General features: G+C 55.8%; 22 protein-coding genes and 2 pseudogenes. 14 read left to right on the top strand and 10 right to left on the bottom strand.

Annotated elements, in window-relative coordinates; genetic code table 11:
* The first annotated feature begins 113 nt into the window (after window positions 1–113).
* Window positions 114–1,094: a YdcK family protein gene (gene ydcK, locus ACMGGM_RS01800; protein ID WP_063943126.1), complete on the top strand. Its 981-nt coding sequence runs from the start codon at window positions 114–116 to the stop codon at window positions 1,092–1,094.
* On the opposite strand, the gene rimL is transcribed toward ydcK, so the two are convergent.
* The 4 genes from rimL to ACMGGM_RS01780 all read right to left on the bottom strand — a co-directional run bounded on the left by rimL (window position 1,089) and on the right by ACMGGM_RS01780 (window position 5,585).
* Window positions 1,089–1,628: a 50S ribosomal protein L7/L12-serine acetyltransferase gene (gene rimL / locus ACMGGM_RS01795; protein WP_045134045.1), complete on the bottom strand. Its 540-nt coding sequence runs from the start codon at window positions 1,626–1,628 to the stop codon at window positions 1,089–1,091. The two genes, ydcK and rimL, sit on opposite strands and share 6 nt — an antisense overlap.
* A gap of 105 nt (window positions 1,629–1,733) precedes the next feature.
* A complete protein-coding gene (locus ACMGGM_RS01790; RefSeq protein ID WP_063943124.1) occupies window positions 1,734–3,389 on the bottom strand; it encodes a glucan biosynthesis protein D in 1,656 nt (551 codons plus the stop codon).
* 242 nt (window positions 3,390–3,631) lie between these two features.
* Window positions 3,632–4,405 (bottom strand): transporter substrate-binding domain-containing protein, encoded by a 774-nt coding sequence (locus ACMGGM_RS01785; RefSeq protein ID WP_023330389.1) that lies wholly within the window; start codon window positions 4,403–4,405, stop codon window positions 3,632–3,634.
* Between the two features lie 10 nt (window positions 4,406–4,415).
* Entirely contained in the window at window positions 4,416–5,585 is a 1,170-nt protein-coding gene (locus tag ACMGGM_RS01780; protein ID WP_200925231.1) for a pyridoxal phosphate-dependent aminotransferase, read from the bottom strand.
* 114 nt (window positions 5,586–5,699) lie between these two features.
* Between ACMGGM_RS01780 and ACMGGM_RS01775 the strand changes: the two genes are divergently transcribed.
* Window positions 5,700–6,542, top strand: coding sequence for a LysR family transcriptional regulator (locus ACMGGM_RS01775; RefSeq protein WP_014883795.1), 843 nt, complete (start codon window positions 5,700–5,702; stop codon window positions 6,540–6,542).
* Here ACMGGM_RS01775 and ACMGGM_RS01770 read toward each other — a convergent pair.
* Both ACMGGM_RS01770 and ACMGGM_RS01765 read right to left on the bottom strand, forming a co-directional pair.
* Window positions 6,529–8,034: a carboxylesterase/lipase family protein gene (locus ACMGGM_RS01770; RefSeq protein WP_048997007.1), complete on the bottom strand. Its 1,506-nt coding sequence runs from the start codon at window positions 8,032–8,034 to the stop codon at window positions 6,529–6,531. The genes ACMGGM_RS01775 and ACMGGM_RS01770 overlap by 14 nt on opposite strands.
* A gap of 43 nt (window positions 8,035–8,077) precedes the next feature.
* Entirely contained in the window at window positions 8,078–9,421 is a 1,344-nt protein-coding gene (locus ACMGGM_RS01765; RefSeq protein ID WP_063943120.1) for a VOC family protein, read from the bottom strand.
* A 427-nt stretch (window positions 9,422–9,848) separates the two neighbouring features.
* Between ACMGGM_RS01765 and ACMGGM_RS01760 the strand changes: the two genes are divergently transcribed.
* The 8 genes and pseudogenes from ACMGGM_RS01760 (at window position 9,849) to ACMGGM_RS01725 (ending at window position 16,389) form a co-directional block, all read left to right on the top strand.
* The gene (locus ACMGGM_RS01760; RefSeq protein WP_014883792.1) at window positions 9,849–10,034 is read left to right on the top strand and encodes a general stress protein; all 186 of its coding nucleotides are present in this window, start codon (window positions 9,849–9,851) and stop codon (window positions 10,032–10,034) included.
* A 99-nt stretch (window positions 10,035–10,133) separates the two neighbouring features.
* Window positions 10,134–10,628 (top strand): ferritin-like domain-containing protein, encoded by a 495-nt coding sequence (locus ACMGGM_RS01755; RefSeq protein ID WP_014831873.1) that lies wholly within the window; start codon window positions 10,134–10,136, stop codon window positions 10,626–10,628.
* A gap of 23 nt (window positions 10,629–10,651) precedes the next feature.
* The gene (locus ACMGGM_RS01750; protein ID WP_023335667.1) at window positions 10,652–10,855 is read left to right on the top strand and encodes a hypothetical protein; all 204 of its coding nucleotides are present in this window, start codon (window positions 10,652–10,654) and stop codon (window positions 10,853–10,855) included.
* A gap of 24 nt (window positions 10,856–10,879) precedes the next feature.
* A complete protein-coding gene (locus ACMGGM_RS01745) occupies window positions 10,880–11,386 on the top strand; it encodes a ferritin-like domain-containing protein (RefSeq protein WP_014883791.1) in 507 nt (168 codons plus the stop codon).
* Window positions 11,387–11,401: 15 nt separating this feature from the next.
* The gene (locus tag ACMGGM_RS01740) at window positions 11,402–12,274 is read left to right on the top strand and encodes a manganese catalase family protein (RefSeq protein ID WP_008502274.1); all 873 of its coding nucleotides are present in this window, start codon (window positions 11,402–11,404) and stop codon (window positions 12,272–12,274) included.
* 68 nt (window positions 12,275–12,342) lie between these two features.
* Window positions 12,343–13,746, top strand: a complete 1,404-nt coding sequence (locus tag ACMGGM_RS01735) for a cytochrome ubiquinol oxidase subunit I (protein WP_045134052.1) — start codon at window positions 12,343–12,345, stop codon at window positions 13,744–13,746.
* Entirely contained in the window at window positions 13,746–14,756 is a 1,011-nt protein-coding gene (gene cydB / locus ACMGGM_RS01730; protein ID WP_014883788.1) for a cytochrome d ubiquinol oxidase subunit II, read from the top strand. Before ACMGGM_RS01735 ends, cydB begins: the two co-directional genes overlap by 1 nt.
* 8 nt (window positions 14,757–14,764) lie before the next feature.
* Window positions 14,765–16,389, top strand: a pseudogene (locus ACMGGM_RS01725) (alpha-amylase family protein).
* Here the strand turns inward: ACMGGM_RS01725 and ACMGGM_RS01720 are convergent.
* The 4 genes and pseudogenes from ACMGGM_RS01720 to ACMGGM_RS01705 form a co-directional block, all read right to left on the bottom strand.
* Window positions 16,390–17,376 (bottom strand): SDR family oxidoreductase, encoded by a 987-nt coding sequence (locus ACMGGM_RS01720; protein ID WP_063943116.1) that lies wholly within the window; start codon window positions 17,374–17,376, stop codon window positions 16,390–16,392.
* A gap of 17 nt (window positions 17,377–17,393) precedes the next feature.
* A pseudogene (locus ACMGGM_RS01715) lies at window positions 17,394–17,913 on the bottom strand (2-oxo-tetronate isomerase).
* An 11-nt stretch (window positions 17,914–17,924) separates the two neighbouring features.
* Entirely contained in the window at window positions 17,925–18,371 is a 447-nt protein-coding gene (locus ACMGGM_RS01710) for a DUF421 domain-containing protein (protein WP_014883785.1), read from the bottom strand.
* A 9-nt stretch (window positions 18,372–18,380) separates the two neighbouring features.
* Window positions 18,381–18,884 (bottom strand): hypothetical protein, encoded by a 504-nt coding sequence (locus ACMGGM_RS01705; RefSeq protein ID WP_063943114.1) that lies wholly within the window; start codon window positions 18,882–18,884, stop codon window positions 18,381–18,383.
* Between the two features lie 139 nt (window positions 18,885–19,023).
* Here ACMGGM_RS01705 and ACMGGM_RS01700 point away from each other — a divergent pair, with 139 nt between their 5' ends.
* The 4 genes from ACMGGM_RS01700 (at window position 19,024) to ACMGGM_RS01685 (ending at window position 24,100) form a co-directional block, all read left to right on the top strand.
* The gene (locus tag ACMGGM_RS01700; RefSeq protein ID WP_014883783.1) at window positions 19,024–19,413 is read left to right on the top strand and encodes a YdeI family stress tolerance OB fold protein; all 390 of its coding nucleotides are present in this window, start codon (window positions 19,024–19,026) and stop codon (window positions 19,411–19,413) included.
* Between the two features lie 64 nt (window positions 19,414–19,477).
* Window positions 19,478–20,362 (top strand): SDR family oxidoreductase, encoded by an 885-nt coding sequence (locus tag ACMGGM_RS01695; protein WP_014883782.1) that lies wholly within the window; start codon window positions 19,478–19,480, stop codon window positions 20,360–20,362.
* Between the two features lie 182 nt (window positions 20,363–20,544).
* Entirely contained in the window at window positions 20,545–21,468 is a 924-nt protein-coding gene (locus ACMGGM_RS01690; protein ID WP_014883781.1) for a LysR substrate-binding domain-containing protein, read from the top strand.
* 250 nt (window positions 21,469–21,718) lie between these two features.
* Window positions 21,719–24,100 carry a glucose/quinate/shikimate family membrane-bound PQQ-dependent dehydrogenase gene (locus ACMGGM_RS01685; RefSeq protein WP_048997012.1) on the top strand — a complete coding sequence of 794 codons (2,382 nt, stop codon included), beginning with the start codon at window positions 21,719–21,721 and terminating at the stop codon, window positions 24,098–24,100.
* Window positions 24,101–24,134: the final 34 nt, after the last annotated feature.

Here is a 24,134-nt window from a genome sequence, read left to right as displayed (position 1 = left end):
TTTTTAAAATGTATTTTAAATGCCATTTTAAGGGGTTTCCGCAACGGAAGCCAGCACAACGAAAAACCAAAAGTTTGCTACGTTTAGTGAAGACGCTTATCAGGGATAACACGATGAAAAAGTATCGGCTCAGCGATGAAACCCGCCTCTGGCAATGGAAAAGCGGCGAAACAACCCACACGACAACCTTACGGCAGATCATCGCCACGGCAGATTTTAACGATGTCACGGCCGGTACGAAAGGTGGCTGGATTGATGACGCGCGCGCCCTGTCACAGAATGGGGATTGCTGGATCTATGACGAGAACAGCGTGGTGTTCGCCGGTGCTACCGTGTCGGATCACGCGCGCCTGACCCTGCCCTGTACCGTCAGCCATGACGCCCGCATCAGCGGTCACTGCTGGCTGGACGGCGCCGAAGTCAGTCACGGCGCGCGGATAAGTGACAACGTCACCATTCAGCACTCCTGCGTGCGGGGCGAGTGCCACATCTTCGGCGACGCGCGCATCCTGCATAACAGCGTCATCATCGCCGCCAAAGGACTGACGCCGGACCACGACCAGATCCTGCAAATCTATGACAAAGCGACGGTAAGCCGGTCGCGCGTTGTGCATCAGGCACAGATCTACGGCGAAGCGATGGTGAACAATGCGTTTATTGAACACCGCGCTGAGGTATTCGACAGTGCGATCCTCGAAGGGAACGATCTCAATAACGTCTGGGTGTGCGACTGCGCAAAGGTATACGGTAACGCCCGTCTGATTGCCGGTTTCGACGACGACGCCATCCCCACCGTGCGCTACAGTTCACAGGTGGCGGAAAATGCCGTCGTGGAAGGCAACTGCGTCATTAAGCACCACGTCCTGATCGGCGGTCAGGCATGGCTGCGCGGGGGGCCGATCATGCTTGACGATAAAGTGGTGATTCAGGGACGCGCCCGGATCAGCGGCGATGTGTTGATCGAGCATCGGGTTGAAATCACCGACGATGCGGTCATTGAAGCCTTTTCGGGTGAGAGCATTCACCTGCGTGGCGAAAAGGTGATTAACGGCGACCAGCGCATCACCCGCACACCGCTGCTGGGGGCGTTATAGGGTAAAAATTTTTCCGTAGATGTTCACATCGTCAAAGCGGCCATTCAGGTATTCCGCTTCCCGCAGGCACCCTTCCAGCGTAAAACCGTTGCGCCGGGCAACGTTGTTGCTGCTCTGATTCGCCACCCGGCACTTAATCACAAAACGGCGGATCTCGCCGCGCTCAGCGTAATAGCGCATAAACGCCTGCAATGACTGAGAGAGGATCCCCTTCCCCTGATGCGCCTCGTCCAGCCAGTAACCGATATAACCCGCTTTGTTGGCAGGCTCTATCGAATTAAACGACAGCACGCCGACCAGCGCATCATCCCGGAAGATCAAAAACATTTTGGCGTAGCCGCGCTGGTGCAGCATCTGGTTACTTAGCACATTACGGCGGGTATCCTCTTCCGCGCCCACGTGCTGCGCCCAGTCAAAGGCGGTTTGCAGCCAGGTTTTGTTTTTGACGACGAGGTGATGGAGATCGGCGGTATAGCGCTCTTCGACGGCGCGAAGCTCGATATTCTGGGTAACTGGGATAATTTCTGCAGACATGGTGCCCCTCAATTGCCGGGTGGCGGCTGCGCCTTACCCGGCCTACTCTGGACGCATTTGTAGGCCGGGTAAGCGTTAGCGCCACCCGGCACAATCCCACAAGGATTAACGCATTATCCGGTCATCAACGTAGTGACGTTTATCCGGCGCTGGTGGGAAATACTGATACAGCCAGGTTTCACTGATGGCATCCCCCTGACAGCGCAGGAACAGGCGCATATCTACCGGCTCGGTCGAATCTGAGGTTGGGTACCAGTCAAACAGAATGCGATAACCGTCAAACGGTTCTACGTACAGGATCTCAACCTGCTTCGCCTCACCGCTGGAGAGAGTAATCACCGGCTCGATGCCTTTTGGCGCAGCGGCCTTCAGGTCGCCACCGACAAAGTCGATAGCAAAGCGGCGCGCCCACACTTTCGGGTAATTTTCACCTGGCGCCCAGCCTTCCGGGAAACCGCCCATGCCGGTGCGGGTGGCGAAAACATTAGCCAGCGGGGAACGCACCGGCGGCATTGCGCTCCAGTACAGGCGATATTTAAAGTCCAGCTCGTCGCCCGCTTTCACCGTTTTCTCCGGCTGCCAGAAGCAGACAACGTTATCCAGCGTTTCACCGGTGGTCGGGATCTCCATCAGACCAACCGAGCCTTTACCCCAGTCGTTGCGCGGTTCTACCCACAGGCTTGGACGCTTGTTATACCAGCCCATCACGTCCTGATAGTGCGAGAAATCACGATCCAGCTGCAGCAGACCAAACCCTTTAGGGTTTTTGTCCATATAGGCGTTGAACTGCAGCTTCTGCGGATTGTTCAGCGGACGGCAGATCCACTCTCCGTTGCCGCGCCACATCGCCAGACGGTCTGAGTCATGGATTTGCGGGTGGATGGTGTCGCACATGCGTCGTTCGTTATTGCCGCAGCTGAACATACTGGTCATCGGCGCGATGCCGAGCTGTTTAATGTCTTTACGCGCATAGAGGTGGTTTTCCACCTCCATGATCACCTGGCTCTTCTCGCAGTGGATCACGAACTTATAGGCACCGGTAATGCTCGGGCTGTCCAGCAGCGTATAGACGGTAAACGTGGTGTCACCTGGCTTAACGGTTTCAAACCAGAAGGAGGTGAAGTCCGGGAACTCTTCCGGCGTGTCAGTAAAGGTATCTACCGCCAGACCGCGCGCGGAAAGGCCGTACTGGTAGGTATCGTCAACCGCACGGAAATAGCTTGCGCCGAGGAAAGAGACGATATCGCGACGCGCCAGTTCCGGCGCCTTAAAGGCGCGGAAGCCTGCAAAGCCAAGATCGCTTTGCCCTTCCAGCTGTTTGGTATCCACACCGGTTTCACCGTAGCTGAACAACTCCGGTCGGAAGTGGATCTCACGCGCCATAGAGGTCGACTGGTCCAGCGAGAACATCCGCACGCGGCGGCGGAACCCCATTCCCATATGGAAGAACTGCACGTCCAGCTGACGCCCTTCAATGTTGTTCCACAGAGACTGCTTCTCATCGTAACGGATGGCGTTGTACGCCTGCGGCGTCATGGTCGCCAGCGTGTCCGGCAGCGGACGTGGCGCACCACCCCACGGGGTTTTCGCCAGGTCATGCGCCAAGGATTGCAGTACGGAGAAGTCAAAACGACGGCTCTGACCGTCAGCGATGTCAGAGTCAGCAGCGTATGCCGCTTTGGAAAACAGGGAAGCAAGGCCAGAGGTGCCGCTCAGGGCTGCCACTGCCAGCGAGCCTTTTAGAAAACGTCTGCGATTCATGCCTGGAAAAACGTCCTTATGGTCGTGTGAATGTGTTTCGCGCTCGGCGAAATGACGGCAAGAAAGAACGCACAGCCTAAACAAAAATGGTTAAGAATCCAATTGTTGCCCGGTGATTATATGAACAAAGTGAGAAATATTTTCTGTCGACCAGAACGGCCCGAAAGTGGTGTAAAGAAAGCCTGGAAAATGTGTAGAAAAATGCCCCGGTGCGACATCAGTCACCGGGGCTAATGAGGCGGTTATTTTACGCTGACATCGATACCCGGAAAGTACTTATCAGCGAGTTTAGCGATCGTGCCGTCGGCACGCACTTTATCAATCGCGGCATCAAGCTGCTTTTTGGTGGCCTCGTCACCTTTACGCAACCCAAAACCGATCCCACTCCCGAGGATAGTGTCGTCAGACACCGGTTTGCCGATGAAGCCAAACCCTTTCCCCTGCGGCTTGCTGAGGAAACCTGCCTGCCCGGCCGCGGACATCACCAGCGAGGCGTCGATACGGCCATTAAGCAGGTCGCCCCAGGCCATATTCTGATCTTTATAAGACACCACGGTGACACCCTGCTTTTCCCAGTGCTCTTTCGCATAGGTTTCCTGAATTGAGCCCTGCAGCACGCCAATGGTTTTCCCCTTGAGCCCTTCTGGGGTCGCTTCTACCGCCGTACCGGCCTTGCCGACCAGCTGCGACGGAATGCGGTAAATCGGCTGGGTAAAATCAATGCTCTTGCGGCGCTGCTCGGTGATATTCATCGCCGAATTAATGGCGTCGAATTTCTTCGCCACCAGGCCCGGGATCAGCGCGTCAAACGAGGTTTCCACCCAGCTGCACTTCAGCGCTGCCGCTTTGCAAATGGCATTCCCCAGCTCAACGTCAAACCCTTCCAGTTCGCCTGAGGCATTACGGCTTTCAAACGGCGGATATTCCGCTTCCAGACCATAACGCAGCTCGGTCGCCGCGAAGGAAGAAAAGGTACACAGCAATCCCATGCCGACGACTAACGCGCGTAATTTCATCTTATACTCCTCAGCGTGATTTAACCCGACACAGGGCCTGGGCACCTGCCCGTAACGTCGCCTCATCTTTCGCAAAAGAGAGACGAATCAATTTATTATCCGTACCGTCCGCATAAAACGCCGACAGCGGAATGGTGGCAACGCCGTACTCCACGATCAGCCGTTTCACCAGCTCGCTGTCGCGCTCATCGCTGAACGCGCTGTAATCCGCCAGCATGAAGAACGACCCGGCGCTCGGTAGCAGGGTAAACGGCGAATCGGCCAGCAGACCGTGCAGCAGATCGCGCTTACGCTGGTAAAACGCCGACAGCGAGAGCCAGGTTTGCGGATCGACCATATGCTCCGCAAAGGCGTGCTGCATTGGCGTATCGGCAGAGAACATTAAAAATTGATGGACTTTACAAATCTCATCCATCAGTACCGCCGGGGCGACACAATACCCTACGCGCCAGCCGGTGACGTGATAGGTTTTTCCGAAAGATGAAATAATCACGCTGCGCTCCGCCAGCTGCGGGTGCGTGGCCATTCCATGATGCGGTTCACCGTCAAAAACCACGTGTTCGTACACTTCGTCAGACAAAATAATGATGTCGGTCTGGCGCGTCAGCGCCGCCAGCTGTTGCAGGTCATTGGCACAGAAGACCTGACCGCTCGGGTTGTGCGGCGTGTTAATGATGATCATGCGCGTGCGCGGGGTGATCGCGGCACGCACCTCATCCCAGTTGACGGTAAAATCCGGCACCGTGAGTTTGATAGCAATCGGGGTAGCCCCCTGCAGACGGACAATCGGCGCGTAGCTGTCAAAGGACGGTTCAAAGTAGATCACCTCATCACCGGGGTGCACGAGACCGCTTATCGCTGAATAGAGCCCTTCGCTGGCGCTGGCGGTCACCAGCACCTCGCTGGCAGGGTCATACTGCGTGCCGTAGAGCGTGGCAATTTTATCGGCAATGCGTTCTTTCAGCGGCTGCAGGCCGGTCATCGCCGCGTACTGGTTATGCCCTGACGCCATCGCTCGGGTGACGCCTGCAATCAGTTTCGGGTCACAGGAAAAATTCGGTGCGCCCTGAGAAAGGTTAATGGCGTTATGCTGTGCCGAAAGCTGGCCGATAACGGTAAAAATGGTGGTCCCCACATCTGGCAGTTTGGAGCGCGTTTGTACCGGCGTTCGTAAAGTCATCCTCTTTCCCTTCTCATGGACATTGCATAACTATTCAAACAACAAGTGCGTTGCCGGGACAATCGAATTGTTGTCATAATAGCCATGAGAAAAATGCATAGCTGAGGTGTTTCAATGTCTCGCCGTTCGCTCCCCCTTAACGCCATCGACGCATTTTTAGTCACCGCGCGTCATCTGAATCTTACCCATGCCGCCGCAGAGCTGTGTCTGACCCAGGGGGCCGTGAGCCGTAAGATCGCCTCCCTTGAGGCGTGGTTTGGCTTTCCGCTGTTTGAGCGCCACGCCCGCGGGCTGCGCCTCTCACCGCAGGGCAGCGCCCTGCTTCCGGAGCTGCAATCCACTTTCGAACAGCTGCTGACCGTGGCCGACCAGGCCCGTAGCCAGCATACCGTGATCCGGCTTAAGGCCCCTACCTGCGCCATGCGCTGGCTGGTACCGCGCCTGCTGGAGGTGGAGCACGCGCATCCGGATCTGCAGATCGCGCTGACGACCACCACCGATCATAACGTCAATTTCAAAACCGAATCTTACGACGCGGCCATTGTGTTTGGCACGCATATGAGCGCAGGCGATCTGCTGTTCGAAGAGGCGCTCACGCCGGTCATCAGCCCGGTGCGGGCAGGTACAACGCTGGGTTCACTGACGTTCCTTCACCCGACGCGGGATAAGACCGACTGGTCACTGTGGCTGGCGAAGCAGGAAGGTCCCGGGTTTGTTATGCACAAAAATCAACACTTCGATACGATGGATCTCGCCATTACCGCCGCCATTCAGGGGCTGGGCGTCGCCATTGCCGACGAAACGCTGGTGGCAGAAGATGTGGGTGCCGGAAGGCTGATGCGGCCCTATGAGACAAGCGTAAAAACCGGCGCGAGCTACCGGCTGGTGCTGCGCGAAACGCCTGACGAAGAAAATGGTCTGGCGGCGTTTCGCGCCTGTTTACTTAATCGAGGCTGACGTGGTGCTTCATCACCCGTTTAAAGAGGCTCATGCGCGCGCGCATAAAGCGGTTTTCAAGCCGGAAATCTGCATGTTTATTCACACCGATACGTAGCAGCACGTCCCGCCCTTTACGGCACGCGGGCCAGTGCGTCGGCCCCGACAGGCTATCATGCGTTCCGGCATCGCGCGCAAAGCTTACCCAGTAATCGGCTACCCTGGCAGCAAACTGTAAATCCCGTTCGTTGACATACTGACGTGAAGGCTCCACCTGGCCGAGGGTATCGAACACGTAGGGCACTTCATTGCCATGCCACGCGCCGTTGATATAGGTGGCATGCTCCGCTTCAGCGACATAGTCAAACCAGTAACGCCAGCAAAGCCCGCCGACACGCTGCTGCGCCTGCATCACGACATAGCCCATGGTGGTAAACGCCATATCGCGACACACCTGTCTGCCCAGCTCTTCGTCGCCTTTCACACCCGGATAAAGCAGCTTGATGAGCCCCAGCCCAAAACGACGCTCCCGGCGAAGCTTCTGGATTTGCCCGGCGAGATCGATGCCAAACACCGCCATGACGCTGGCTTCATCGCTGTTAGAACCTATCATCACCGGCACAGGGTGCTGGCGGGCAGCGAAAAAGACATCCAGCATGGCCTCCGGCAGGACGCAATCCCCGACGATCGGCGCCGGGGCGATGTTGAGTGGCGCGGTCAGCGGCCAGAATGACTCAGGCGGGATCGCGCGCAACTGCTCTGCCGTCGCGTTTTCCAGCCCAAAATGGGCGGCCAGTGCTTCCCCTTTTTGCAGCGCCTGCTGGCGCGGCGTGTCGGGCAAGGTATATCCACTCTGGACTATCGCCTTGTGGAACAGCCCTTCCGCCAGCGGCGAGGCCAGCAACGACAGTACGCTGCGGGCGCCAGCGGACTCACCAAACAGGGTCACGTTATGCGGATCGCCCCCAAACGCGGTGATATTCTCCCGCACCCATTCAAGCGCGGCAATCTGATCAAGCAGAGCAAAATTATGCACTACCCGCTCTTCTTCCCCCTCCAGCGCGGGATGGGCGAAAAAGCCGAGATGGCCGAGACGGTAGTTAATCGTGACCACAACCACACCGCGCGCGGCCAGCGATTTGCCGTGATACGGAGGCAAGCCACCGGCACCAATCGTAAACCCGCCCCCGTGCAGCCAGACCATCACCGGAAGCGATCCCGGGCGGTCGACGGGGGACCAGACATTCAGATAGAGACAGTCTTCAGAGAACTGGCCGGGATCGCCCCCGCCCAGCTCCTGACAATATTCACTGCTTTGCCAGCTTGAGGCCGAAAAGGCAGTGGCATCGCGAACGCCATCCCAGCGTTCTGGTGGACGCGGTGAGCGCCAGCGCCAGTCACCCACTGGCGGTGCAGCATAGGGAATACCGCACCAGCGGTGGACATTTTCATCGGTTAAACCAGTCAGTGCGCCCTGGCGCGTTTCAACCACAGGGGCGGAAGGATTTTGCATAACGACCTTATTTTTTCCATCACACCCCTGCAGAGTAACGGTTTCAGAGCAAACCGCAACGCTGTTTGCTGCGCGTTTCAGCCTCCTCATAGAGGGAGAATTCGTCATACACCGGGCAGCCGAGCGCGGCTTCAAACGCGTCGCGGCTGGCATTACCGTGACTGCGCGCCTGAGTTTCATTCCCGAGATTGGACTGGAAAATCCCGGCGGCGCTGACCGGAAGAAAATCTTCGTAGGTAATCGGCTGGGCAACGACCCACCCGCGCTCAATCAGCGGCTGCGGATCGTCGCCGGGACGGAACGCATGACGATGGGCTTCCCCGGCGGGCGTCAGACGGTAGCGGAAATAAGCCAGTTCCTGGCGGCGCATTAACAGCTCGCTGTCCGGGAAGGCGCTGAAAATCTCACGCAAATGAAGCTGGTGCGTCAGGTTATCTTTGCCGGTACCGGCCTTAGCCAGCAGGCTATCGTACAGTTCACGGCCTTTCGGCGTCAGCGCCACGCCGCGCTGTTCTATTTCACCGAAGCGGGCGGTGTGGGTGCCCTTATGTTCACCGGCAAACAGCACCGGCTCTTCGAGCGCCTTGAAGCTGGTTTGACGCAATAACACGGGCACGTCACGACGCGGCGGCCCTTCGATCAGAATTTTGGGCTCAATACCATACTTCGGCATCAGCTCCTGCACCCGGTCAATATCCAGCGTGCGCGGCGTGAGGTGGTTAATATGGCACCCCGGGAAGCAGACCACATCCGCAATCAGGCGATGTTCGTTATGCAGTGCCAGATAAGTTTCCTGATCGACCGTCGCATGGCGGTGCCAGCGGAAGGTTTCCAGCGCTTCCTGAACAAACTCACGCGCCTGGACGTCAGTAAACTGCCCTTCTGATTCCCAGAGATCGAGAAGTGCCAGACAGCGCGGGGTAAAAATGTTCCGCTGAGCAAGGATCTCCGCCGCGCGCTCGCGTAGCGGGACGTTTTCTATCAGCTCAAGGCGCAGCAGTGAGGTAAAGATACGAAACGGATTCCGGTACAGCGCCGCATCATCTACCGGACGAAACGCCGTTGAGTGAACCGGCACCCCCGCCTGAGAGAGATCGTAATAGCTGACCGGATACATGCCCATAATGGCAAACATACGACGCAGGGTGGAAAGCTCTTGCGCCGTGCCGACGCGGATCGCGCCGTGGCGCTCCACGTTCAGACGGGCAAGTTCATCGGCGTTCGCCAGTTGTTCATGTAATAGCGGGTTATTTTCCAGAACCGCCAGGTTTACGTCCGCGACCAGTTCGAGCAACGTGCCGTACTGCGGAACTTCCTGCTGGTACATCGCCGACATAGCCTGCGAAAAATGTTCCCGAATATCATCAGCCGTGATGGTGTTCGCCATGATGTCATGCCTCCAGTGAATATTACCTGGAGTGTAGAGAAACCCGTTCCTTCCGGGGGGAAGAATTTCTGATTTGTGATCTTAAGACGACAGTGGTCAAACCGTGTGCTACCGTCGCCTGCACAGCCCTTCCTGACGACAAATTAATCGCATTCGGTGCGCCATTATTATTTACCCTCAGCTTTCAAATTTTTAGTGAAAACTTAGGACTAATCCCACCCTTCGTTTACAAGTCCTTCCCACCCCTTCATATTTTCCAGGTAAGCGAAGCGTAAAGCCGTCATTATTTCAAAATAACGATACCGCAAATAGCAAAGCGCATTTGACGAATAGCACACAGCGACTAGAGTTATTACTCGAACGACGAGTGATACGGAATATATTCGTATCGTACTGACATAACCAATATATGAATATGAGGTTTAATATGGCAGAGCATCGTGGTGGTTCCGGTAATTTCGCGCAAGACCGTGAAAAAGCATCAGAAGCTGGACGTAAAGGTGGCCAGCATAGCGGTGGGAACTTTAAAAACGATCCACAACGCGCATCAGAAGCGGGTAAGAAAGGAGGACAGAATAGTCACGGCGGAGGCCGTAAATCTGATAACTCCTGATTTAATTTAATACTCTTTTATAAAACCCGAGAGTATGCTGCGGGCTGAAAAGCTCGCAGTAATCATTCTTTTTTTACCCTTTACCGGAGCGTAATAATTATGAATATGAAAAGTATAGAGGACGTATTTATTCATCTTCTCTCTGATACCTACAGTGCGGAAAAGCAACTTACCCGGGCATTAAGCAAGCTTGCGCGTGCCGCGTCCAGTGAGAAACTGAGCGCCGCCTTTACCGCACACCTCGAGGAGACGCAGGGTCAGATCGAACGCATCGATCAGATTATCGAGCAGGAAGACGGTATCAAGCTCAAGCGCATGAAATGCGTGGCAATGGAAGGCTTAATTGAAGAGGCGAACGAAGTCATCGAAAGCACGGAAAAAAATGAAGTGCGTGATGCCGCGTTAATTGCCGCAGCCCAAAAAGTGGAGCATTACGAAATTGCCAGCTACGGTACCCTTGCCACCCTGGCAGAGCAGCTTGGCTATAAAAAAGCCGTTAAGCTTCTTGCAGAAACACTGGAAGAAGAAAAAGAGACCGACCTTAAACTCACCGATCTGGCCGTAGGGAATATTAACCAAAAAGCGCAAAAATGACGCTATAACACAGGTTAAATAAAATGAGCATCAGTCCCAGGACAATTAAACGGTGCCATTTAACGGCAGCTATAATATGGTTCATTCTCGCTATCCCTTCCGTAATATGGTGGAAGAGCAGCGTACTATGGGTCATTATCATCAGCATCTACGCTAATATTGTCGGCCATTTGTCTGGCTACAGTGCCGCGCGTGCCGATCAGGCTGCTGAAAGTGAGACTAAATAAGCGAACCCTAATGAGGATACAATGATGAATCACGTAGAACACTACCATGACTGGCTACGCGATGCCCATGCGATGGAAAAGCAAGCCGAATCTATGCTGGAATCCATGGCCAGCCGTATTGATAATTATCCTGATGTTCGCGCCAGAATTGAGCAGCATATTAATGAGACAAAACGGCAAATAACCTTGCTGGAAGAAATCCTCGACCGGAATGATATTTCTCGTTCAGTTTTAAAAGACTCGATGAGCAAAATGGCGGCGCTGGGGCAGTCCATCGGCGGCATGTTCCCGTCTGATGAGATCGTTAAGGGGTCGATCAGCGGCTATGTTTTCGAACAGTTTGAAATCGCCTGCTATACCTCCCTGCTCGCGGCGGCGAAAAAAGCGGGCGATACCGCCTCGATACCCGCTATTGAAACGATCCTCGCCGAAGAGCGCGAAATGGCCGACTGGTTGATTCGTCATATTCCGCAGACCACGGAACAGTTCCTGCTGCGTTCAGACGCATCGGGCGTCGAAGCAAAAAAATAATCAGGGAGAATCGCCATGTTCCGACACGTTAAACAGCTGCAATACACGGTTCGCGTTGCTGAACCGAACCCAGGCCTCGCCAATCTTTTACTGGAACAGTTCGGTGGGCCGCAGGGCGAACTGGCTGCCGCCTGCCGGTACTTTACGCAAGGATTGAGCGATGACGATCCGGGCCGTAAAGATATGCTGATGGATATCGCGACCGAGGAGTTAAGCCACCTCGAAATCATCGGTACCCTGGTGGGCATGCTGAATAAAGGCGCGAAAGGCGCGCTGGCGGAAGGGGTGGAAAACGAGGCCGAGCTGTATCGGTCCATGACCGAAAACGGCAATGACAGCCATATTACCTCCCTGCTCTACGGTGGTGGCACCCCGCTCACTAACTCTGCGGGCGTGCCCTGGACGGCGGCCTACGTGGACACCATCGGCGAGCCAACGGCGGACCTGCGCTCAAACGTGGCAGCAGAGGCCAGAGCGAAAATCATCTATGAACGGCTGATCAACGTGACCGACGATCCCGGCGTAAAGGATGCCCTGGCGTTTCTGATGACGCGCGAGGCGGCGCATCAGCTCTCCTTTGAGAAGGCGCTGCAGTCTATCCGTAATAATTTCCCGCCGGGAAAATTGCCGCCAATCGAGGAATTCACCAACAAGTACTACAATATGTCTGAAGGTGGAGAGGTTCGCGGAAGCTGGAACAGCGATAAACATTTCGATTACGTTGAGTCCCCCCAGCCTGCGGTTGACGGCGGCGATGGCAGCGCAAGCGTCACGCTCACAACCGAACAGGCAACCCTGGTCAAGGCGATGTCTGCCCGTACGAAGTCCGATCCACATTCCGACCCGCTGACCGGTGCCGAGCTGGGTGCCGGTAAGACTAAACCGTAATCGGTTTTGCCGGGCAGCCATAAACTGCCCGGCAATTCTCGTGCCCCATCGTTTCAGAGGTACGGACCATGTTCGAACTCGACGCGTTCCATCTGGCCAGAATTCAGTTCGCTTTTACCGTCTCGTTTCATATCCTTTTTCCTGCGATCACCATCGGCCTCGCCAGCTATCTGGTTGTGCTGGAGGGCATGTGGCTGCGCACCAAAAACGACGTCTGGCGATCGTTGTACCATTTCTGGCTCAAGATATTTGCCGTTAACTTCGGTATGGGGGTCGTTTCCGGATTGGTCATGGCGTACCAGTTTGGCACCAACTGGAGCGGATTCTCACAGTTCGCGGGCAGTATCACCGGTCCACTCCTCACCTATGAAGTCTTAACCGCTTTCTTCCTGGAAGCCGGTTTCCTGGGTGTAATGATGTTCGGCTGGAATAAGGTTGGCCCGGGCCTGCACTTCTTTTCCACCTGCATGGTCGCGCTCGGCACCTTAATGTCGACCTTCTGGATCCTCGCCTCCAACAGCTGGATGCATACGCCGCAGGGGTTCACCATCGAGAACGGACAGGTCATTCCGCAAGACTGGCTGGCAATCGTCTTTAACCCCTCCTTCCCTTATCGCCTGATTCATATGGCTATTGCCGCGTTTCTGAGCAGCGCGCTGTTTGTCGGCGCGTCGAGTGCCTGGCACCTGCTGCGCGGTAACGATACGCCCGCCATCCGGACCATGTTCTCGATGGCCATGTGGATGGCGCTACTGGTCGCCCCCATCCAGGCTGTTGTGGGCGATATGCACGGCCTGAACACGCTTGAGCATCAGCCCGCCAAAATCGCCGCCATTGAGGGACACTGGGAAAATCCGCCCGGCGAGGCCACCCCACTGCTGCTGTTTGGCCTGCCGGATATGGAGGAGGAACGCACCAAATACGGCCTCGAGATCCCCGCGCTCGGCAGCCTGATCCTGACACATAGCCTGGATAAACAGGTTCCGGCCCTGAAAGATTTCCCGAAAGAAGATCGCCCAAACTCGACCATCGTTTTCTGGTCGTTCCGCATCATGGTCGGGATGGGGCTGCTGATGATTACCCTCGGTCTGCTCAGCCTCTGGCTACGCTACCGTCACCGGCTTTTCCACTCGCGTCCGTTCCACTGGTTTGCGCTCTGCATGGGGCCAGCGGGTCTGCTGGCGTTGCTCGCCGGCTGGGTGACCACCGAAGTGGGCCGTCAACCGTGGGTGGTCTACGGTTATCTGCGCACGATTGATGCGGTCTCCCTGCACAGTGCTCTGCAAATGAGCATCAGCTTGCTGGCCTTCTTCGTTGTTTACTCGTCGGTGTTCGGCGTGGGGTATGTTTACCTCATCAGGTTGATTAAGAAAGGTCCGCAGCCCGTCGATACGCTGACGTCAAACACGTCGGGCACTCCCGCCCGTCCGCTGTCTGCCGCGGAGTCCGTTTCAGAACAGGAGAGAATCTGATGGGCGTTGATATCGCTGTTATCTGGTTTGCCATCATCGTCTTTGCCACGCTGATGTACATCATTATGGATGGCTTTGATTTGGGCATCGGTCTGCTGTTCAACTTCGTGGGCGATGCCAGGGAACGCGATGTGATGGTTAATAGCGTGGCCCCGGTGTGGGACGGTAACGAAACCTGGCTGGTACTCGGCGGCGCGGGATTGTTCGGCGCGTTTCCGCTGGCCTACGCGGTGATTATTGATGCGTTGACCATCCCCCTCACCGCCATGCTCATCGGCCTCATCTTTCGCGGCGTCGCCTTTGAGTTCCGTTTTAAAGCTACGCCCTCACACCGCAAATTCTGGGACTACTCCTTCGCAGGCGGGTCCTTGCTCGCCACCTTCAGCCAGGGGATCGTCGTAGGGGCAGTGATCAATGGCTTTGACGTGGAAGGCCGGCGCTTTGTCGGCTCTGCGCTTGACTGGCTGACGCCCTTCAATCTTTTCTGTGGCATCGGGCTGGTCGTTGCCTATACGCTGCTGGGGACCACCTGGCTCATAATGAAAAGCGAAGGCGCACTGCAAAACCGCATGCGCGAGCTGACGCGCCACGTGCTGCTGGCACTGGTGGTGGTTATTGCGGTGGTCAGCGTCTGGACGCCGCTTGGCTGGCAGTACGTGGCCGACCGCTGGTTTACCTTGCCCAACTTCTTCTGGTTCCTGCCGGTTCCCCTGCTGGTAGGGCTGTTTACGGTGCTGATCTGGCGGTTGACCCGCAACCCGGCCAGCCACTCGCGTCCGTTCCTGCTCACGCTGGGGCTGATCTTCCTCGGTTTTAGCGGCCTGGGTATCAGCCTGTGGCCAAACATTATTCCGCCCCATATCACCCTGTGGGAAGCCGCGGCACCGCCCGCCAGCCAGCTGTTTATGCTGGTCGGCACCCTGCTGATCATTCCGGTGATTCTGGTGTACACCGCCTGGAGCTACTACGTCTTCCGGGGCAAAGTGTCGGATACTGAAGGCTATCACTGAGGAACGCTATGACAGACTGGCATACACGGGCCATTATTTATCAAATTGATACCGCACTGTTTTATGATATGAACGGCGATGGTTGTGGAGACATCGCCGGAATTGCGGCCAAGCTGCGTTATATCCGCCGCATGGGCGCGACGGTTATCTGGATCACCCCATTTTACCTCACCCCCTTTCTGGACGAAGGCTACGACGTTAGCGACCATCTGCAGGTGGATCCGCGCTTCGGTAAACTGGCCGATATCATCGCCTTTATCGAACAGGCCCGGGAGCTGGGCATGCAGGTCATAATTGAGCTGCTGATCCAGCATACCTCAGACGCGCATCCGTGGTTCCAGCAGGCCCGCCGAAACCCGGCATCCCCCTATCGTGATTACTACCTCTGGTCGGACAACGACGATGACGACACGCCCCCAATGTTTCCCGGCGTGGAAAAGAGCGTCTGGAGCTGGGACGACGAGGCGGGACAGTACTACCGGCATATGTTTTATCGCCATGAGCCGGATCTGAACCTGACCTCGCCTGCGGTACTTAAAGAGATTGAGAACATCATTCTGTTCTGGCTTAAGCTGGGGGTGTCGGGCTTTCGCCTGGATGCCGCCACCCACCTCACCAGACAGGCAGGAAACGGTGACGAAAAAAAAGGGCTGTGGATCCTGGAGCATATGCGCCGTCTTATTGAGCAACGTAATCCAGACGCTATCCTGCTGGGTGAAGTCGACGTCGACGTCAAGACGTATAAAGACTACTTCGGCAAGAACGATCGCCTGAATCTGGTGCTCAATTTCTGGCTCAATAAGTATTTCTACGTCAGCCTGGCGAGGAAAAGCGCCCGTCCGCTGCGTAATGCGGTGAAAAAGATGATCGTCCCGCCCGACTCATGCTGTTTTGCCAACTGGCTGCGCAATCATGACGAGCTGGATCTGGAGGGCATTAGTCAGAAAGATAAGCAGTTTGTCCTTGATACCTTCGCCCCTGACGAAGAGATGAACGTCTATCAGCGCGGGATCCGCCGCCGCCTGGCGCCGATGCTGAATGGCGATCACAAGCGACTGGCGTTCTGTCACGCCGTGCTCTTTTCCTTGCCGGGTGTCCCGGTGATGCGCTACGGGGATGAGATCGGCATGGGCGACGACCTGGAACTGGAGAGCGTTACGCCGTTCGTACGCCGATGCAGTGGGCCGGATCGGCGGGGGGCGGTTTTTCCGCGGCCAATCCGGAAAAATTTATTGCCCCCATCATCGATCGCGGCCCGTATCGCTATCAGAAAATCAACGTCGCTGATTCGCTGCTTCACCGCAACTCGCTTCTGCACCGAATCATGGATATTGCCAATACCCGCTCAGAGTTCCCCGAAATTGCCGTTGCGCCCTTTCGTCTCATTACCCTCGATCATGACGCGGTGCTGGGGCTGTATTACGAGACCGATGAACGCAGCATCCTGACCTTCGTCAACTTCAGCGACCAGCCGGTGAAGTTCGCCGCAAAAGGGATCCGCAATGCCACCTGGACTGCCTGTCTCTCGGACAAACGCTACGACGACGCGCTGGTGTGCGGCAAAACCGTCGAGCTCACTCTTGGCGGCTACGGTTACCGCTGGTTCTGGACCCACCGTAGCGCGCTGCGCTGATTATCTTCTCCCTCGAATTATCAGGCGGGTCAGCATAATCCCCGCCACCGCGAGGGCGCCCAGTGCCACCTTGCCAGGCATACCGGAGGTGACAGCCGGGGCTCGGTTCTTCGCCTCGTCTGTAAAACGGCCATGGATTTTGTGCAGATCATTAACCGGCTGGTCAAGATAGTCCCGGCGATCCGGTGCGTTCAGATCGTCGGTCATCTGACCTTCCCAGGCTTTTTTAACCATCAGCCGGTCAAGTAAACCCGGGAAAAGAAATTGCCCGACGATCGACTGAATCGTGCTGCTTCCCACCCACAGTTCCCGTACCGGTTTTTGTGCAACCTTAAAGATGGCGCGGGCGGCGACTTCGGGCTCAAAAACCGGTGGCACCGGGCGCATCGCCCAGGCGAACTTATTCCTCGCCCATTCGAACTGCGGCGTGTTAAGCCCCGGCATCTGAACCATCGAAAGCTGAACCCGGCTGTTTTCATGCATCAGTTCGGTACGCACCGCATCGGTGAAGCCGCGGATCGCCGCTTTGGCGCCACAGTAAGCGGACTGCAAAGGAATGGAACGGTAGGCCAGCGCGGATCCCACCTGGATAATCACGCCTCTGTCGCGGGGCACCATCAGCTCCAGCGCGGCGCGAGTGCCGTTGACAAAGCCGAGGTAGGTCACGTCAGTCACACGACGAAACTCATCCGGCGTAAGGGTGCGAAACGGTGCCAGCACGGCGCCCATGGCATTGTTAACCCACACGTCAATCGCCCCAAGGCGATACTCAATCTCGTTAGCCGCATCCACCACCGCCTGACTGTCGGCGACGTCCGCCTGCACCGCGTGGGCATTGACCCCAAAGCGCTTTAATTCCTCCTGAGTGGAGTGCAGGCTGGCTTCATCGCGGGCGATAAGTCCCACATCGTAGCCCGCCTTTGCAAAGTGCAGTGCCGTGGCTTTTCCCACGCCCGCCGTCCCGCCAGTAATCACTATGACAGCCATACAACCTCCACGTGAATTTACCCGATATTGTCGTCCGACAAGGTTGTTACCAGTTCAGCCAGCGCAAAATGCACCGCTTTTTCCACCACGTCCTGACAGTCACCGGAGAAAAGAACGGTGCGGGTTTTCGTCTCGCCGCAAATATTCCAGCCAAAGCAGACCGTCCCTGCCGCCGTCCCATCGTCGCCCCCTTCAGGGCCTGCGTATCCGCTGATGGCAATGCTGATATCCGCCTGGGCCATATCGCGGATACTGGCGGCCATCTCGCCCACCGTCGGTTCGCTGACGGCGGTATAGCGCGCCAGCGTTTCAGAAGCGCACGCCGAGGATCCGCGCTTTTGCTTCATCGCTGAACACCACCAGCCCGACATCATAAAAATCGGCGGTGTTCTCTTCTGCGCACAACGCGACCGAGAGCTTTCCCCCCGTACAGGATTCCGCCGTGGTTAAGCGCAGCCCGGCATCGGTTAATTTACTCGCCAGCTTTTTCGTTAATTCACTTACGGTATAATGATCGTCGTGAAAAAGATTGCTCATTTTGCCGCCTCTTATTTCTCAAAAGGAATGATTGAAATATGCCCATTACGTTCGAATATGGCATATTTGATTTCACTCATTTTTGTAATGCCATTATTCTGACGCGCTGACACCAGAATATCATCACAGGATACGTCGACTTTTTTGAGTTTATCCGCTAACGGCACGCCATTCTCTACCAGAATGACGGGATTACCATCCAGAATATTTTCCACCGGGGAAAAATATTTCTTCATCAACCCAAAGAGAATATCCACTACCACCAGCGTGGTAATCGTTATCATCGCCCCGGTGACAGAAAAGTCCTGCCCCAGAAGCGCCTGCTGCGTGGCTTCACTAATAATTAACAGTAGAATAAGGTCAAAGCTGGTCATCTGTAGCAGCGCGCGTCGCCCCGCCACTTTAAATACCACCACGAGAAACAGATAAATCGCCAGCGCACGAAAGACCATATCCATATCAGCCTCCTACGGGTAAATAAATTGCCAGACGGTGATCTCCGGCTCGTTGTTTGCGCGGATGACAGTATTCCACTTACCGGCCCGGATCGGGGTCGTGAAGTACAACACGGAGAACCTGTCTGACTTCTGGAGCGTGTCATAGACGAAATAAAGGGTTTTCCCACGGCTATACATTCTGTCCGGCTGCGGCCAGACGCTGCCGGGTTCGTAAACGTCGCTGCGCTCGCTGGTGATGCTGAGCGTGAAGTGACCCGCCGTTTTCACCGGAAACGTAAATTGCATCCTTGACTCGGTCTCCCGACGGCCAAAACGTTCATAGTGAATGGTCAGAGATTTAGCAGAATTGGTCCTGGACGTGTCGCTCACCATGCCGCTGGAAAACAGACCGGCCATCGCTGCGATGATAATACCTAAAAGCAGCACAAAACCCACCTGGCGAAATGCATATTCAAACCTGAGCAAGCGATAACTCTCATCTATCCCGGGTAACTTTTCATTTTCACGCTTCATGGTTGTCGTCACCGTTTCGCTTATTTTAAGAGTGTTTTGATTTCAAAAGAGATTGTTTTTAAGACTTATCACATTTGCCACATAAAGGAATAGCAACAATACTTAATAAGTCAAGACACCCAAAAATGAAGGATATCAGATGAAATTATCACTTATTTCCGCTTTTTTGATATTTTTGGTTCCATCAGCATGGGCAGATAATAACGGCGGGTTACAAAAAGGTGACGCGCCGCCCCCGCCTCACGCGCTGGATAGCGGATATCGTGGAACGGATGATGCGCGTATTATGACCATCGATCAGGCAAAACAAATGCATGACGGTGCGACAATTTCATTACGCGGTAATCTTATTGATGGTAGCGGCGATAAGTTTGTATTCCAGGATAAAACCGGAAAAATCGACGTTATTATTCCCCAAGCAGTCTTCGACGGCAGAACGGTAAAACCCGACCAGATGATCAGTATCAACGGTTCGCTTGATAAAAAATCATCTCCTGCCGTCGTCCGTGTTGATCGTTTGCAGAAATAATTCAGCGAAGCGTTAACGCTGCAACTATCCATCAAATCTCACCCCTTGGCTTAAGGAGTCAGCTATGAGTGATACTACACAACGTACGAACGCTTACCCGCAACCCCCGTTCCCGGAACAGCCGCAAACGCCGCCGGGACTGGCATCAGAGATGCAACCTGTACCCGATCATGGGGAAAAAAGCTACAAAGGGCATGGCCGCCTTACCGGCAAAAAAGCGCTGATCACCGGGGGTGACTCCGGGATAGGTCGCGCGGTGGCTATCGCCTATGCCCGTGAAGGGGCTGACGTTGCCATCAACTATTTACCTGAAGAGGAAAAAGACGCCGCAGAGGTGATCGCGCTGATCAAAGCGGAAGGACGCAAAGCCATCGCGCTGCCGGGGGATATCCGGGATGAAACCTTCTGTCAGAATCTGGTCGAGGAAGCCGTCTCGAAGCTGGGTGGCCTGGATATTCTGATCAATAACGCGGGTCGTCAGCAGTACCGGGAATCCCTGGAAGAGCTCACCACAGAAGACTTTGACGCGACGTTTAAAACCAACGTTTATGCCCCCTTCTGGATCACCAAGGCGGCGCTGCGCCATCTGAAGGCGTCGTCCGTTATCATTAACACCTCCTCGGTTCAGGCAGTGAAGCCCAGCCCCGTGCTGCTGGACTACGCCCAGACGAAAGCCTGTCTGGCCGTATTTACGAAATCCTTAGCCAAACAGCTGGGTCCAAAAGGCATTCGCGTCAACGCGGTGGCGCCTGGACCGTACTGGACGGTGCTGCAGTCAAGCGGCGGTCAGCCAATGGAAAAAGTGAAGGAGTTTGGCGGCGATACGCCACTGGGGCGTCCGGGTCAGCCGGTAGAAATTGCTCCGCTGTACGTCACGCTGGCCTCGGATGCGTGTTCCTATACGTCCGGTCAGGTGTGGTGTTCTGACGGCGGGGATGGCGTGATCTAATGGGTTACTGATGTAACCCCTCAGCAATGAGCAATAAATGAACAAGGACGTTCGCCTGCAGCCCCTCCTGAAAAACATGTTGTAACTCAAACAGATCAAATGTTAAAAATATTTTGCTATCAGGTTATCAAAATTAAACAACTTAACTTGTCACCCGCATCGCTCTGTTTTTAACATCGCCTATGGAAAAAAATGGTCTGTTCAGTCAGCGCATACGCTTGCGCCATTTGCATACATTTGTGGCCGTCGCTCAACAGGGAACGCTGGGGCGAGCGGCTGAAACCCTTAATCTGAGCCAGCCTGCGCTCTCAAAAACCCTTAACGAGCTGGAACAGCTCACCGGCGCCCGTCTTTTCGATCGCGGTCGGTTGGGCGCACAGCTTACCCTTGTGGGCGAACAATTCCTGACGCACGCCGTTAAGGTGCTGGATGCGCTCAACACCGCAGGCCAGTCCCTGCACAGAAAAGAAGAGCACACCAGTGACGTGGTACGTGTGGGTGCCTTGCCTACCGCGGCGCTGGGCATTTTGCCGCCCGTGATTGGTCAATTCCACAAGCAGCAACGGCATACCACGATTCAGGTTGCCACCATGAATAACACCATGCTGCTCGCCGGGCTCAAATCGGGGGAACTGGATCTGGGTATCGGTCGTATGTCCGACCCTGAACTGATGGGCGGTCTCAATTACGAACTGCTGTTTCTGGAATCCCTGAAGCTGGTGGTGCGTCCCGACCATCCTTTACTGCAGGATACCGTGACGTTAAGCCGCGTCATGGAATGGCCCGTGGTGGTCTGCCCGAAAGGCACCGTCCCGCGCCAGGCCGCCGAAAACTTGCTGCAAATGCAGGGATGTACGCTACCCTCAGGGTGTATCGAAACGCTGTCGGCCTCGCTGTCACGCCAGCTCACCCTCGATTATGACTACGTCTGGTTCGTTCCCTCCGGTGCGGTAAAAGACGATTTGCGTCAGGGAACCCTGACCGCTCTGCCGGTGACCGCCCCGGGTGCCGGTGAACCTATCGGCATTTTAACCCGCGTAGACACGCCGCTCTCAACGGGTGCGCAGACGCTGCTGAGCGCCATCCGTAAATCCATGCCGGTGTGAATTCTTCCCTTCACCCTAACCCTCTCCCCAACGGGGCGAGGGATCTGTCCTGTGCGCTAATCAAATAATGCGGAATGATTCATTAACAATTGCGTAAAACAATTTAACAGTTTTATCATAGCCACGAATTCACCAAATGGTTCGCAAATCTTTTGATAAAGATGAATTCACCCGTGTTAATCATTATTCCCGCCGATTTTATTACCCAACTGGTACACCCGGCATAGCGGCGGGATCTAAGGAGACAGAAATGGCATTTGGCAGCGCGCCACGTGGGATACCGCGTATCCTGCAGTGGCTTCTTGCCGGACTGATGTTGCTCATCGGTCTGGCCGTCGGCGGGCTGGGGTTTAAGCTCGCCACCGTGGGCGGAAGTTGTTACTTCCTGATAATGGGCGTGGTAATGGTGATTGCCGCGATCCTGATTTTCCTCAATCGCACCAGCGGGATTGTCCTTTACAGCATCGCGTTTATTGCCTCGCTGGTCTGGGCGGTAAGCGATGCGGGCTGGGATTTCTGGCCGCTCTTCTCCCGCCTGTTTACCTTCGCCGTACTGGCTTTCCTTTGTGCCATCGTCTGGCCTTACCTGCGTGGAGCAAACCACAATTCCCCCAACAAGGCGCCTGCTTTTGGCGTTGCGGCGGTCCTGGCCGTGGCGATGCTGGTTAGCCTTGGCTGGATGTTTAAGCCCCAGACTCTCGTGGCGGCGAATGAACCCGTTCCGGTTAAACCCGTCGCACCCGGTGAGCAGCAAAAGAACTGGGCGCACTGGGGCAACACCACACACGGTGACCGCTTCGCCGCACTGGATCAAATTAACAAGCAAAACGTCAGCGAACTGAAAGTCGCCTGGGTTGCCCATACCGGCGATATTCCACAGAGCAACGGCTCTGGCGCGGAAGACCAGAACACGCCTTTACAGATTGGCGATACGCTGTACGTTTGTACCCCGTACAGTAAAGTGCTGGCGCTGGACGTGGACTCCGGGAAAGAAAAATGGCGCTACGATTCTAAAGCCACCGCGCCTAACTGGCAGCGCTGCCGCGGTCTGGGCTATTTTGAAGACCACCAGAACGTGACAACGTCACAGGAAACCGCGCAGCCTGCCGCATGCCCTCGCCGTCTGTTCCTGCCGACCACCGATGCCCGCCTGATTGCCATCAATGCGGATAACGGCAAGGTCTGCGAAGATTTTGGCGAACACGGCACCGTGGATCTGAGCATCGGTATGGGTGAGATCAAGCCGGGATATTATCAGCAGACCTCCACGCCGCTGGTCGCCGGGAACGTGGTCGTCGTCGGCGGTCGCGTCGCGGATAACTTCTCCACCGGCGAACCCCCGGGCGTGGTACGTGCGTATGACGTTCACACCGGTAAGCTGGCCTGGGCGTGGGATCCGGGTAACCCGAACCTGACCGGCCTGCCGCCGGAAGGACAGACCTACACCCGCGGTACGCCAAATGTCTGGTCGGCCATGTCTTACGACGCCAAACTGAACCTGATTTATCTGCCAACCGGCAACGCCACCCCGGATTTCTGGGCGGGTGAGCGTACCGCGCTGGACGATAAATACAGCTCTTCTATCGTCGCCGTTGATGCCACCACCGGCCAGGTGCGCTGGCATTTCCAGACCACCCACCACGATCTGTGGGACTTCGACCTGCCTTCCCAGCCGCTGCTGTATGACCTGCCTGACGGCAAAGGCGGCACCACGCCTGTACTGGTGCAGACCAGCAAGCAGGGCATGATCTTTATGCTCAACCGCGAAACCGGTAAGCCGGTCGCGAAGGTAGAAGAGCGTCCGGTACCGGCTGGTAACGTTGAAGGTGAACGCTACTCACCCACCCAGCCGTATTCCGTCGGCATGCCGATGATTGGCAACCAGACGCTGACTGAATCCGACATGTGGGGCGCGACGCCTGTCGACCTGCTGCTGTGCCGTATTCAGTTTAAAGAGATGCGTCATCAGGGTGTCTTCACCCCGCCGGGTCTTGACCGTTCCCTGCAGTTCCCTGGCTCGCTGGGTGGAATGAACTGGGGCAGCGTCTCGGTTGACCCGAACAACAGCCTGATGTTCGTCAACGATATGCGCCTCGGACTGGCAAACTACATGGTGCCGCGCGCTAACGTGGCGAAAGACGCCAGCGGCATTGAGATGGGCATCGTCCCGATGGACGGCACGCCGTTCGGCGCAATGCGTGAACGTTTCCTGTCACCGCTTGGCATTCCGTGCCAGAAACCGCCGTTCGGCACCATGTCCGCGGTCGATCTGAAATCCGGCAAACTGGTGTGGCAGGTGCCTGTCGGTACGGTGGAAGACACCGGCCCTCTGGGCATTCGCATGCACATGCCTATCCCAATCGGGATGCCAACGCTGGGCGCGTCGCTCTCAACCCAGTCCGGCCTGCTGTTCTTCGCCGGTACTCAGGATTTCTACCTGCGTGCGTTTGATACCGCCACCGGGAAAGAGATCTGGAAAGACCGACTGCCGGTTGGCAGCCAGTCCGGCCCGATGACTTACGTCTCACCGAAAACCGGTAAACAGTACATCATCATTAACGCCGGGGGCGCTCGCCAGTCACCGGATCGCGGTGATTACGTTATCGCATACGCGTTACCTGATAAGAAATAAGCTGTAAAAAAGGGACCGAAGGGTCCCTTTTTTT

The sequence above is a fragment of the Enterobacter sp. BNK-14 genome (assembly GCF_047456095.1).
Taxonomy (GTDB): domain Bacteria; phylum Pseudomonadota; class Gammaproteobacteria; order Enterobacterales; family Enterobacteriaceae; genus Enterobacter; species Enterobacter kobei.
Note: the sequence above shows the minus strand (reverse complement) of the source record. Positions and strands in the feature narration are given on the sequence as shown.